Genomic DNA, 13,575 nt, shown 5'->3' with positions numbered 1-13,575 from the left:
GGAGGGGTGAAAACGGGGTGATGCAATCCCTCCGAACCCTTGCTAATCCGCTGGGATGATCGCTCGCCTTCGCCCCGTACCGTTCGACCTCGGCCCCGTCCATTTCGTGGGCATAGGGGGCATCGGGATGAGCGGAATCGCCGAGATCATGCTCAAGATCGGCTATTCGGTTCAGGGCTCGGACGCGAAAGCCAGCGCCAATACCGAACGGCTGGAGCGGCTGGGCGCGCGCATCTTCATCGGCCATGACGCCGCCCACATCGGCGACGGCGTCTCGGCGGTGGTCTATTCGACGGCGGTCAAGGCGACCAACCCGGAGATGGTCACGGCCCGCGAGCGCCGCATCCCGCTGGTGCGCCGCGCCGAGATGCTGGCCGAGCTGATGCGCCTGCAGTTCTCGATCGCGGTCGGCGGCACCCACGGCAAGACGACGACGACCTCCATGGTCGCCGCCATCCTCGACGCCGGCGGGCTGGACCCGACAGTGGTCAACGGCGGCATCATCAACGCCTACGGCACCAACGCCAAGGTCGGCGACGGCGACTGGATCGTGGTCGAGGCCGACGAGAGCGACGGCAGCTTCCTGCGCCTCAAGTCGACGGGTGCGGAAGGCGTTCGTGGACTTCGTCGAAAACATCCCGTTCTACGGTTTCGCCGCCGTCTGCCTGGACCATCCCGAGGTCCAGCGGCTGGTGGCCTCGATCGATAACCGGCGGCTGGTGACCTACGGTATCAACCCGCAGGCCATGGTCCGGGCCGACAACTGCCAGATGATGCCAGACGGCTGCCGCTTCGACGTGGTGATCCAGAAACAGGGCCTCGCCGCCCTTGAGGAGCCGCTTCGGATCGAGGGTCTGCATCTGCCGATGGCCGGGTGGCACAACGTCGCCAACGCCCTCGCCGCCATCGCCGTGGCGCGCGAACTGGACGTCTCGGACGAGGCGATCAAGGCGGGGTTGGCCGGCTTCGGCGGCGTGCGGCGGCGCTTCACCACCACGGGCGTGGTCGGCGGCGTGCGGATCGTCGACGACTACGGCCACCACCCGGTGGAGATCGCCGCCGTGCTGAAGGCCGCGCGTCAGGTGGCGGAGGGCCGGGTCATCGCCGTCGTCCAGCCGCACCGCTTCACCCGGCTGGAATCCCTGATGGAGGAGTTCTCGACCTGCTTCTCGGACGCCGACGTGGTCTATGTCGCCGACGTCTATGCGGCGGGCGAGGTGCCGATCGAGGGCGTCGACAAACATGCACTGGTCGACGGCGTCCGCCGCTTCGGCCACCGCTCGGTCCAGCCGCTGGAGAGCGTCGAGGCCCTGCCGGGCGTGATCGCGGCCGAGGCGAAATCGGGCGATCTCGTCGTCCTGCTGGGCGCCGGCGACATTACCGCCTGGGCGTACGCCCTGCCGGGTCAGCTGGAGGCGCTGGCTTGATCGCTCTGCCTGAAGTGCGCGGCAAGCTGCTGCGCGATGAGCCGCTGGGGCCGTTCACCTGGTTCCGGGTGGGCGGGAAGGCGGACGTGCTGTTCATTCCGGCCGACGCCGACGATCTCGTCTACTTACTGCGAGCGCTGGACCCGGCCGTACCGGTCACGGTGCTGGGCGTCGGCTCCAACGTCATCGTTCGCGACGGCGGTGTAGAGGGGGTGGTCGTGCGGCTGGCCGGGCGGCCTTTTGCCGGGATCACCACCGCAGGAGAACGGGTCTTTGCTGGCGCGGGCGCGCTGGACTCGATGGTGGCCAAGGCTTCGGCCAGGGCCGGACTGGCGGGCCTGGAGTTCTACGCCGGCATCCCCGGCACCATCGGCGGCGCCCTGACCATGAACGCCGGCTGCTATGGCGCCGAGACCAGGGACATCCTCGTTTCGGCCCGCGGCGTAAGGCGGTCGGGGGAGCGTGTCGAATATGCGCTGGCCGACTTCGGCTACACGTACCGCCACTCCGAGGCGCCGGCCGACATCATCTGGCTGGAGGCGACCTATCGCGGCACGCCCGCCGATCCAGAGGCCGTGTCGGCGAAGATCGCCGAGATCACTTCGCGCCGCGAACAGACCCAGCCGATCCGCGAGAAGACCGGCGGCTCGACCTTCAAGAACCCGCCCGGCCATTCGTCCTGGAAACTGGTCGACGAAGCGGGCTGGCGAGGCAAGCTGTTCAGGGCCACCGGCGGCGGGGCCATGTTCAGCGAGCTGCACAGCAACTTCATGATCAACCCGGGCGAGGCGACCGCCGCCGATATCGAGGGCTTGGGCGATACCGTGCGCGCGGACGTTCAAAGTAAACTGAACGTAAACCTCGAATGGGAGATCAAGAGGATCGGCCGCCCGCTTTGAGTTGATCCCCCGATGACCCGCCCGTTCGCAGACCTGCACGTCGCCGTCCTGATGGGCGGGCTGTCGTCCGAACGGGAGGTCTCCCTGAGTTCGGGAAACAAATGCGCCGACGCCCTGGAAGGGCAGGTGGCGAAGGTCACCCGCGTCGATGCCGGACGCGACCTCGCCCAGGTGCTGGCGGATCTGAAACCCGACGTCGTCTTCAACGCCCTGCATGGCGAATGGGGCGAGGATGGCTGCGTCCAGGGCGTGCTGGAAACGCTGGGCATTCCATACACCCACTCGGGCGTGCTGGCCTCGGCCCTCGCCATGGACAAGGACAAGTCCAAGGCCGTGCTTCGCGCCGCCGGCGTCATCGTACCCGGCGGCGGTCTGTTCGACCGGCATGAGGTGGCCCGCCGTCACGTCATCGCCCCGCCCTACGTCATCAAGCCGAACGCCGAGGGCTCCTCGGTCGGCGTCTATCTGGTGCGGGAGGGCGAAGACCCCTGCGCCGCTCCCGGCGAGGCCGCCTGGACGTATGGCGAACAGGTGATGGTCGAGCCCTTCATCGCCGGCAAGGAACTGGCCGTCACGGTGCTTGGGGAGAAAACGGGGCCGCGGGCGCTGACGGTAACCGACATCACGCCGCACAAGGGCTTCTACGACTACGAGGCCAAATACGCTCCGGGCGGCTCCAGCCACGTGCTGCCGGCGGTTCTTCCGCCGCATGTGTTCGAGAAGGCGCTCCGGGAATCCGAGCTGGCGCACACGGCCATGGGTTGTCGCGGCGTGTCGCGATCGGACTTTCGTTATGACGATATTAAGGACGATCTGGTCCTTCTGGAGGTCAACACCCAGCCCGGCATGACGCCGACCTCGCTCAGTCCCGAGCAGGCCGCGTTCGTCGGAATGGACTATAAAGCATTGGTGCGGTGGATGGTGGAGGACGCCTCATGCCCGCGGTAGTTCGCGGCGGTCGGCGACAGAGTTCGAACCAGCCTGCAAAACGCGGCGCGGCTCCCCGGTCACAGGGGCGCGGACGCGCGCCCCGCAACGCTCCGGCCACGCCGGGCAAGATGGCGGCGCTGGGCCGCCTCGACCTGTCTCCGCGCGCGGTCATCATCTCCATCGTCGCCGGCGTCGCCCTTCTCGCGGGCGTTCTGGCGACCGGAGCGCGCGCCGAACGCATCGGCGCCTCGTTCAGCCATGGCGTCGACGGCGCCGCAGCCGGCATGGGGCTGAAGCTCGAGAAGGTCTTCATCGAGGGGGAGTCCCCCGAGGCGACCGCCACCATCCAGCGCGCCGTTCAGCTGTACGCCGACCAGCCCATGACCTCGATCAATCTCGACGCCGTGCGCAAGCGGGTCGAGGCGGTGGGCTGGGTCAAGGGCGCGCGCGTGGTGCGCCTGCTGCCCAACACCCTGATCGTCCATGTCACCGAGCATGACCGTCTGGCCGTCTGGCAGGCCGGCGGGCGCAACATGGTGATTGACAGCCATGGCTCGGTCATCGCCGGGGCCGACGCCGGCCGCTATCCCAATCTTCCGCTGGTCGTCGGCAAGGGCGCCGAACAGGCCGCCTCCGAGGTCCTGCCGCTGATCGCGCAACGGCCCGGCCTGCAGGCGCGGGTCGAGGCGCTGGTGCGTGTCGATGAACGCCGCTGGGACCTGAGACTGAAGGACGGCAGCCTGATCCAGCTGCCCGCCACCGACCAGGACGCCGCCCTGATCCAGCTCGACGCGCTGGACCAGCGCGAACGGCTGCTGGAGCTCGGTTTCGACCGCATTGATCTGAGAACGCCGGGGGAGGTCGCCGTCCGGCCCTCCGCCGGCGCCGCGTAGGGTAGGGGACTTATATGGCCGGACGGTCTGTCGATAAAACCGTGGACGGCGCCAAGGGCGCCGCTGGACGCGCGCCCGTTGTGGCGGCGCTTGATCTGGGTCAGTCCAAGGTCGCCTGCTTCATCATGAAGCCGGAGGGCGTCCGTCACGCCGACCGCACCATCCGCGTCGCCGGGGCCGGGCACGTCCAGTCTCGCGGCGTGCGCGGCGGCGGCATCGTCAATATGGATGAGGCCGCGCAGGCCATCGGCCACGCCGTCGAGCGCGCCGAGCGCGCCGCCGGCTCACCGGTTTCTGGCGTGGTCGTCACCACGGCGATCGGCCAGATGGCCAGCCACCGCGTGCAGGCCCGGGTCTCGCTGGGCGCCACGCCGGTCGGCGACGCCGATCTTGCGCGCGCCATCGCCATGGCCCTGGCCCAGATCCGCCTGCCCAACCGCCGCCCGATCCACGTCCTGCCGATCGCCTGGTCGGTGGACGGCGCGCGCGGCGTGCACGACCCCCGCTCGATGAAGGGCCATTCGCTGGGCCTCGACCTGCTGGTCGTCTCCATGGCCGAGGGCGCGTTCAACGGCCTGAGTCACTGCCTCGAACTGGCGCATCTCGACCTTCAGGGCGTCGCCTCGGCGCCGGTGGTGTCGTCGCTGGCGGCGCTGGAAGACGACGAGATGGATCTCGGCTGCGTCTGCATCGACATGGGCGGCGGCTCGACCTCGGCGGCGGTCTGGGGCGGGCGCTCCCTGCTGCACATCGAATCCCTGAACGTCGGCGGCGATCACGTCACCGCCGACATCGCGCGCGGCCTGTCCACCTCCAAGGCGGGCGCCGAACGCCTCAAGACCCTGCACGGCTCGGCCATGGCCAGCGCCAACGAGGACCGCGAGATGCTGGAGGCCCCGCCGCGCGGCGAGGACCCGTCGGCCGGTCCCATCTTCGTCCAGCGCGCCATGCTGAAAACCGTCATCGCCCCGCGGGTTGAGGAAACCCTCGAACTGCTGCGTGACCGCCTGCGCAACGCCGGCGTTGGCCTGGAGCCCGGCGCTGGTCTGGTCCTGACCGGCGGCGCCAGCCAGCTGAATGGCGTGCGCGAACTGGCTGTCCGCGTGTTCGACCGTCCCGTGCGTCTGGGCAAACCCCAGCGCGCGCCCCACCTGGCCGACGCCGCGTCAGGCCCGGCCTTCTGTTCCGCCGCCGGCGTCCTCCTGCGCGCCGCCTACGGGCCGCGCGAAGCGGTTTCGGCCCGCAAGCTGATGTCCCGACAACTTTCGGCTGCAGATGCTCCGCGCATCCATCAGGGCGGGATTGTGGCGCGCGCTGCAGGCTGGCTGCGCGAAAACCTCTGAAAGGTCCGGCGACGAGCGTGCGCGGCCAGTCGGGCGGCGCCGCCTCGAACGGAGAGGTCATGGCTTCAGATGTCTGCGGCGGTCAGCGTTGCGGGCGTGTTCGCACGTGCGAGCCTGCCGTGAGGGAAGCCTTGAGTCCTGCGAATTGGCGGTCCTGACGGGCGATTTCCGCTTGTAGCTTGAGTGTCGGGACTGTGTCCAGATTGTAACAACCGGGGCCCGGATTGGACGCTAAGCGGCCACAATGCTTGCTGCGCGGGTCTTTGCTGTTAGCGTGGAAGTCCGAAGCAGAATCCGTCTCCACGGCGGGCGTTGCCTATTGCATCCATTCCTTGGTTGGGGCCAAAGCACCATGCTACTCAAGCGCAAGTTCCTTTTTAGCTCGACGATCCTCGCGGGCGTCATGGCTGTCACCGCTCCGGCGTTCGCCCAGAGCCAGCTGCCGGCCGTGAACGTCCAGGGTCAGGCTGACCAGGACGCCACAGACATCGGTGAAGTCGTTGTTACCGGTTCGCGCATCCGCCGCGACCCCACCAACGCTCCGACCCCGCTGATCCAGGTTTCGCGCGACGAACTGCTTGAGACCGGCCAGTCCACGGTCATCGACTACCTGGCCACCATCCCGGCCCTGTCCAACTCGGTCGTTCCTTCGGACACGACGGGTTCGGGTCTGGGCGACGGCGGCCTGTCGCTGGCCAACCTGCGCTCGCTGGGTTCCAACCGCACCCTGACGCTGGTTGACGGCCGTCGTCACGTTGGTTCGAACGGCGGCTCGCTGGCCGTCGACGTCGACACCATCCCGCGTCTGCTGATCGAAAACATCGAGATCGTCACCGGCGGCGCGTCGTCGGTTTACGGCGCTGACGCCGTCTCCGGCGTGCTGAACTTCGTCCTGCGCAAGGACTACGAAGGCGCCGAAATCGACGCCAACTACGCCATGATCAACGAAGACGGTCAGGCCTCCTACCGGATCTCGGCCCTGGTGGGTCACAACTTCTTCGACGACCGCCTGAACGTCTACGCTCACGGCGAGTACGAGTTGCAGGAAGAAGTCACGTCGCTGGACATCGACTGGATCCGCAATGGCAAGTACCTGCTGGGAATCGACGCGGATCCGACCAACGCGACGATCGGGCCGCGCTTTGACGGCATGCTGGACTCCGCGCTGTTCACCAACGTTCGCCGCATGGATCGGCCTCGGTGGGGCCAGACCACGCTCGTGCACGGCACCGCTCTAAGCCCTCTGAACGATCCCGACCAAGCTGCCTTCTCCAACGGCTTGAACCGCGACGCCTGTACGTTCACCTACGCGGCGAGCTGCTATGCGGTCGAGCCGGGCAAGACGTTCTGGTACGAAGGCAACACTGCCCGTCCGGCCAACTTCGGCACGCGCGTCGGCGGAACCGGCATCAGTCGCCCCTACAACATTGGCGGCGATGGTGTGAACGCGGCCGACTTCTCCACCGGTTCGCGGGTTCCGGAGTCTGAATCGGCCCGCTTCCAGTTCGGCGCAACCTTCAACGTCAGCGACAGCGTCGAAGCCTACCTCGAAGCCAAATACGTCAGCGAAGACACTTTTGACGTCTCGCAGCCGACCTTCTTCGACATCGATCTGGACAACACCTCGTACTCGCCGACCCAGCTGAACTCGGTCTGGAGCACGTCCGGTCAGGATCTGCGTTGGGATGACAACGCCTTCCTGCCCGCCAACGTCAAGGCCGCGATCGCGAACAACATCCTCATTCGCTACAGCGATCCGACGAACACCACGGGCAGCACGTCGACCGGTGGAACTCCGATCACCGGACCGGGCTCCGCTGCGCAACTTGCTCGTCACTCGATGTTCGGCCCGGACCGCACGCAGACGAACGAGCGCATCGTGCAGCGCTACGTTGCGGGTCTGCGCGGCTCGTTCGACACCCTCGGTTTCATCAACGATATCAACTGGGATCTGGGCTATACCTACGGCCAGGTCGAGGTTGAGAACGTGGAGCGTGGCGTCGACGTCCTGCGCTTCGGCCTCGCAGCCGACGCCGTCTTCGACACCGCCGGCGTCGTCAACGGCACGCCGGGCCAGGTTGTCTGCCGCGCCCAGCTGATCGACGCCCTGGGTCTGCCGACCACCTACAACGCGGTGGGCCAGCAGTTCTCGGGCGAGGACATCCGCAACATCCAGGGCTACGGCCAGGCGGCGATCGACGACTGCCGCCCGCTGAACGTGTTCGGCGCCGGGAACCAGAGTCAGGAAGCGCTGGACTACATCGACGCGTCCATCGCCATCACCGAGAAGAACGAACAGGAGCAGTTCATCGGCTCGGTCTCGGGTCAGCTGTGGGATCTCTTCGGCGCCGGCGCGATCGGCGTCGCCGTCGGCGGCGAACATCGCCGCGAATACACTGAAGCCATCGGTCGTGACGCCACCACCAATGGCCGCTACCTGTTCCTGAACACCGGCCCCGACTTCACGGGCGTCGAGTACACCAGCAACGAACTGTTCGCCGAACTGTCGCTGCCGCTGTTCCGCGACAGCTGGATGGGTGAATACGCCGAACTGAGCGGTTCCTACCGCTGGGCCGACTATTCGACCGTCGGCGAGACGGACGTCTATGGCGTGAACCTGGTCTACCGTCCGATCCAGGACATCACCTTCAAGACCAGCTTCAACACCTCGATCCGGGTGCCGGACCTCGGCGAAAACTTCTCGCCCCCCGGCGAGACCTTCGCCAACGCCTTCACCGATCCGTGCGACACGCGCCAGATTACCGCTCTGCTTGACCCGGAAATCCGCGGCTATCGCATCGCTAACTGCCAGACCTTGGCAGCCGCTGACGGCTTCGCGGGTGTCTTCGACTTCGGCGGGGCGACGACGACCACGGCCGACGACTTCCGTCCCAGCTACACCTCGGGCGTGTCCGGCAACATCGGCGGCAACCCGAACCTGAGCCCGGAAACGTCGGAATCCTTCACCATCTCGGCGGTGATCGAACCCCGGTTCATTCCGAACTTCAGCATGGTCCTCGACTACTACGAGATCGAGATCACCGACGCGATCGGCTTCCCGAGCGCCCAAGGTCTGGCTGAACAGTGCGTCAGCTCGGGTCCCGTGCTCAACCCGATCGCCTGCGCCCTGGTCTTCCGCGACTCGGGCGGCGCCGGCGCCACCAACCAGTTCCGCGTCGGCGGTCCGGCTCCGCAGGGCGGCTTCCTGCAGATCCCGATCAACTTCGCCCGACTGGAAACCCGCGGTCTGGACTTCAGCGCGCGCTACCAGCTCGACACCGAAGAAACCTTCGGCCGCAACTGGGGCACGTTCACCTACTCGATCGGCGGTCTGTGGCTGATCCAGCAGGACAACTTCACCAGCACCGCGAGCCCGAACATCTACACCCCGCTGGGCTCGAGCCTGTTCTACCCGCGTGTGCGCTTCACCTCGCGCCTCACCTGGGCTCCGACGGAAAATCTGGCCATCACCTGGCTGGCGGACTGGCAGTCGGCGCAGGACATCGTCGAGTACCGCAACTTCGTCAGCGACGGGGACAACCGCCCGGTCGAATACCTGCGCACCGACGACTACGTGCGCAACGACCTGACGGTCCGGTGGAATGTGACGGATGAGGCGGAACTGCGGTTCGGCGTCACCAACATCTTCGACGCCGAGCAGTCGCCGTGGCTGGGGACGACGCTCTACTCGAACTTCGACCCCTACGGCCGTCGCTTCAACATCGGTCTCAACTACAAGTTCCAGTAAGCTTCGGCAGTCCGGAACAGGGAAGGGCGGCTCGCAAGAGCCGCCCTTTTCCTTTGCGGGGTGGGCACTGGGCCTGCCAGCTATGACTCGTTCCTAAACCGCTGAAGGCTGTGGCGTCGTGAAGTCGCAACCTGATCTTTCGTGGGTTCAGGCCGGGTTCTCCGCGCGGGGGCGATGCGGGCCGCGGCCATCGGGCTGCTCCTATCAGGGCAAGCGCTCCCGGCATCCGCAGTCTCCCCCGGGATAGTCTGATCCAATAAATAATTACGCAATTACAATGGTGTGACCGAAGAAGAACACCGGCGCCAATGTCGACGAAAATGTGACGAACACGGTTGCGCGAACGAGGCCCCCTGGTGCGTAAGGCGAAATATGCGGTGTCCGGATCGGCTGCTGCTTTCACCTTTGGGGGACTTCAAAATGCGAACCGCACGCCAACTTCTTTTCGGCACGACAATCCTGGCGGGGGCCTTGGCCCTGGCCGCGCCGTCTTTCGCCCAGACGGTGGCGCCCGCTCAGGCGACGGCTCCGGCCCAGCAAGAGGCCGATGACGAAGCGGCGGAACTGGAAGAGGTCATCGTCACCGGTTCTCGCATCGCACGTCCCCAGTACGACGGCGTTATTCCAGGCGTGCAGGTCACGGACCAGGACATCGAAGAGCGGCTGTTCACAAACGCCGGCGACATTCTGAACGACGTGCCGCTTGTCGGGGGTGGGGCCAACCTGAACGGCACCAACGGCGGCCAGACGGCGTCGCTGGGGGTTACCTATATCGACCTGCTGAACCTCGGCACGGCGCGGACGCTGACCCTCGTCAATGGCAGACGTTTCGTTTCCAACAACTCCGCGACGATCTTCGTGAACGCGAACGAGACGGGATCCCAGGTCGACGCTTCGACCATCCCCGTCGCCCTGATTGATCGCGTCGACATCCTGACGGTCGGCGGCGCGGCCGCCTACGGCGCCGATGCCGTGTCGGGGGTCGTGAACTATATCCTGAACGATGACTATGAAGGCGCCGAGGTCACGATCCTCGGCGGACAGACATTCGAGTATCAGGACGCAGGCCGGTTCTCCATCAACGCCACGGCAGGCTCGAACTTCCTGGATGACCGACTGAATGTGGCCGTGTCCGGCGAATACAGCGACATCGACGGCGTTCAGGGCACTGCACGGGATTTCCGGGCTGACAGTCAGGGCGGGCTGTCGAACTTCGCAAACGGCGGGGTGCGGAATCCGGCTTTTGTGCCGGGTCGCATCGGCTCTACCGCATTTCTCCCGGGCAACGCCGACGGTATCAGCGGCACCATTTTCGACCGCTCCCTTCGCCAGGTGAACCAGTGGTATGGCGGTGTGGTGTTCAACACGGTGGCCGGCAGCGGCGCCTCCGAAGCGACGATCACGCAGCCCGGTTTCGGGCGGATTGCCCCGGCGGCGTCCTCCAACATTACCGGCACGTTCCAGCAAATTCCGGGTGCGCCCAACCTGTGTAACGCAGGCGCATTCTCCGGCGCCCAGGCGCAAGCTGCCGCGGCGGCCAACTCGCGCGTGTGCAATTTCGCACCCGCCAGTCTTCCCGGCACGACCACCGCGCAACAGGACGCCAACGCTGACCGGGTGTTCGCCTTCTACGGCGTTGCCGCTCCGACCGGGACGGCTGCCGAACGGCGCGCGGCCGCACTCGCCATTCTCCAGCAACGCAACCCGACGGCGCGCGAGTACTACGCCGCCAACCCGAACACGCCGCTGAACGCCTTCCTCGGGAGCTTCCTGGCGGGTCTGCCGGACATCGCGAACACGGGCGTGGGTGCGGGAATGCTGACCCGTCTCGCAGTGCCGCTTCGGTTCAACCGCGACGGAAACCTCGAAACCTTCGAGTACGGAGACACCACGCCGACGACGGGCGGAACCTTCGCGACTTCCGTCGGCGGGGACGGTGCGAACAGGGCTGACGCCGCCATCCTTCGCGTCGAGCAACAGCGCTACGTCGCCAATGCGATCGCGAACTACCAGATCACTGATGACATCCGGTTCTTCACGGAAAACCTCTATTCAGACATCAAGGTGACCAACCCGGTTGGGAACGGGGGGCTCTTCAACGGGGTCTCGTCGGCCTCGACCGAGAACGCGGCGATCCTCGTCAACATCAACCACCCGTTCCTGTCCGCGCAGAACCGGTCCGCGCTTCAGGCGGCCGGCATCACCGGAAACTTCACGGTGTCGCGCTACAACGAGGACATCGTCAACGACCTCAGCCAGATCAGCACCAACGAGACGATCCGGTCTGTGAACGGCTTCAACGGGCGGTTCTCGATGCTCGACCGGGATTTCACCTGGGAGTTGTCTCACACCTACGGCAAGGCCGAGACGAACGTCGAGTTCACCGGTATCAACGACGTCGCCTTCGCGCTCGCCATCGACGCCGTTGATGTGGGCGGAACGGTCCGATGCCGCGCCCAGCGGGATGGTCTGTCAGCCTATCTCGCCTCCTATGGCGGGCAGATCCCGGGGACACAGGCGAACGTCATCAGCCGCGTCGGTACGGATGGCGTCCGCGAGCAGGTGGTGTTCCAGACCAACGCAACCCAGGCGCTGGTCGATGCCTGCCAGCCGCTGAACATCTTTGGCGAGGGGCGTGCGTCCCAGGCGGCCAAGGACTACGTCAGCGTCCGGAACCTGTTCACCAACGTGTCCACGCAAAACTTTACGCAGGCGATCCTGACCGGGGAAGTGTTCGATCTGCCCGCAGGCCCCTTGCAGTTCGCTGTCTCCGGCGAACTCCGCAAGGAAGAGCTGGCCTACACGGTCGACGAAATCACTCGCATCGGCGCCACGCGCTCTGCGCCTTCCGCGACGACCTTCGCCGAAGTCGAGACGAAGGAGGGCGGTCTCGAGCTTCGGATTCCCGTCTTCGGCAACGGGTTCGAAATGCCGTTCTTCAAGTCGCTCGAGCTCAATCCGTCGATCCGTTACTCGCAGATGGACGGGTCCGCGCCTGACTTCCGTGACACCACCGGCGCCCTGCGCAGCCCCAGCTATGATGGGGATGTCGCGGAAATCTATACCTTGGCCGCAACCTGGGAGCCGATGGACGGTCTGCTGCTCCGCGGCAACATCTCGAAGTCGGTCCGGCAGCCCAGCATCGTTGAACTGTTCCTGGGTGGACAACCGTTCTTCACCACGGCGACCGATCCGTGCTCCACGGCCAACATCGGCGCCGGCCCGGCGCCCGCTGCTCGCCGCTCGAACTGCATCTCCGATGTGCTGCGAAGGGCGACCGCGAACGGCGGCCAGTTGAACACCGCCACGGGTCCCGTGTCGATTACCGACCGGGCCACGGCGGAGGCGTTCCTGAACACCCAGTTCACGCCCTCCGGTGCGTCGTTCACGGGTCTGATCTCCGGCACCCAGGCGCTTGTGCCGGAGGAAGGCGACTCCTTCACCTACGGGTTCGTCGCCACGCCGTCCTTCATTCCCGGCCTGATCTTCGCCGCCGATTATCTGGAAATCACCGTCACCAACGCTCTGGGCCCGCTGCTGGCGACGCCCGCCGCGCAGTACTGCTACGACGATCCCAACGCGTTCGCGACTCCGACCGCGCCCGACAACAGCGGGACGATCGGCGTCAACAGCTGCGCGGGCATCCGCCGCGACGCCAGCTTCAACTTCAACGACGGCTTCGAGCTGCCCTTCTTCAACCTGGGCGGCACCCGCGTGAAGGCGATCAACTCCAACTTCAGCTACTCCGTGGACATCGCGGATGTCATGGGCGCTGATCAGGACCTGGGCACCTTCGGCCTGCGCGGGAACGTCTACTACCTGCTCGAGTATTCGACTTCGGGTAGCGGTGAGTTCGACGACACCGTTTCGGCTGAAGACACCCTGGCCAATCCGGTCTGGTCGACGCAGCTGACCGCGCTCTGGAACAAGGGGCCGTTCAACGCGCGCTGGACCACGGAAATCCAGGACGAGACGGTTATCAAGTCGGCGGGGACCCCGATCAACTTCGAAACCCAGAACATTTTGGGCTACGAGGGCTATATGCAGCATAGCCTGTCGGTGGGTTACGATATCACCGAGAGCACGCGCGCTCAGTTGGTCATCGACAATGTGACCAACGAAAAGGCCTTGGGGCAGAACGGCTACTACACCAACAACATCATCGACAATATCGGTCGGCGCTGGACTGCGTCGCTGCAAATGCGCTTCTAGTCGGTCAGAACATCTGAACGGGAAGGGCCGGGCGCACATGCGCCCGGCCCTTTGTCGTTGCGACGAAGATCATCCATCCACATGGAAAACTGTGGTGAAGGTTAACGAAATCCGTGGCCTCGG

6 protein-coding genes and 1 pseudogene are annotated in these 13,575 nt (G+C 65.9%); all 7 read left to right on the top strand.

Annotation, left to right across the window (positions count from 1 at the left end):
- Positions 1–55: 55 nt before the first annotated feature.
- Positions 56–1,427, top strand: a pseudogene (gene murC / locus ASD25_RS13430) (UDP-N-acetylmuramate--L-alanine ligase).
- Complete coding sequence (gene murB / locus ASD25_RS13425) at positions 1,424–2,326, top strand: UDP-N-acetylmuramate dehydrogenase (protein ID WP_056617537.1); 903 nt, start codon at positions 1,424–1,426, stop codon at positions 2,324–2,326. Before murC ends, murB begins: the two are co-directional and overlap by 4 nt.
- A gap of 12 nt (positions 2,327–2,338) precedes the next feature.
- Positions 2,339–3,274, top strand: a complete 936-nt coding sequence (locus ASD25_RS13420; protein WP_056617534.1) for a D-alanine--D-alanine ligase — start codon at positions 2,339–2,341, stop codon at positions 3,272–3,274.
- Positions 3,262–4,149, top strand: a complete 888-nt coding sequence (locus ASD25_RS13415) for a cell division protein FtsQ/DivIB (RefSeq protein WP_056617531.1) — start codon at positions 3,262–3,264, stop codon at positions 4,147–4,149. The genes ASD25_RS13420 and ASD25_RS13415 overlap by 13 nt, the downstream gene beginning before the upstream one ends.
- 14 nt (positions 4,150–4,163) lie before the next feature.
- Complete coding sequence (ftsA, locus tag ASD25_RS13410) at positions 4,164–5,492, top strand: cell division protein FtsA (RefSeq protein ID WP_056617529.1); 1,329 nt, start codon at positions 4,164–4,166, stop codon at positions 5,490–5,492.
- Between the two features lie 352 nt (positions 5,493–5,844).
- Entirely contained in the window at positions 5,845–9,240 is a 3,396-nt protein-coding gene (locus ASD25_RS13405) for a TonB-dependent receptor domain-containing protein (RefSeq protein ID WP_162252079.1), read from the top strand.
- A gap of 420 nt (positions 9,241–9,660) precedes the next feature.
- Positions 9,661–13,452, top strand: a complete 3,792-nt coding sequence (locus ASD25_RS13400; protein ID WP_162252078.1) for a TonB-dependent receptor domain-containing protein — start codon at positions 9,661–9,663, stop codon at positions 13,450–13,452.
- Positions 13,453–13,575 lie beyond the last annotated feature (123 nt).

The organism is Brevundimonas sp. Root1423 (genome assembly GCF_001426805.1).
This window is presented reverse-complemented; position numbering and strand designations above follow the sequence as displayed.

Excerpts from the sequence above, each read along its gene's own strand:
- ASD25_RS13405 (WP_162252079.1), top strand. The coding sequence starts at position 5,845 with ATGCTACTCAAGCGCAAGTTCCTTTTTAGCTCGACGATCCTCGCGGGC.
- ASD25_RS13415 (WP_056617531.1), top strand. The coding sequence starts at position 3,262 with ATGCCCGCGGTAGTTCGCGGCGGTCGGCGACAGAGTTCGAACCAGCCT.
- ftsA (WP_056617529.1), top strand. The coding sequence starts at position 4,164 with ATGGCCGGACGGTCTGTCGATAAAACCGTGGACGGCGCCAAGGGCGCC.
- ASD25_RS13420 (WP_056617534.1), top strand. The coding sequence starts at position 2,339 with ATGACCCGCCCGTTCGCAGACCTGCACGTCGCCGTCCTGATGGGCGGG.
- ASD25_RS13400 (WP_162252078.1), top strand. The coding sequence starts at position 9,661 with ATGCGAACCGCACGCCAACTTCTTTTCGGCACGACAATCCTGGCGGGG.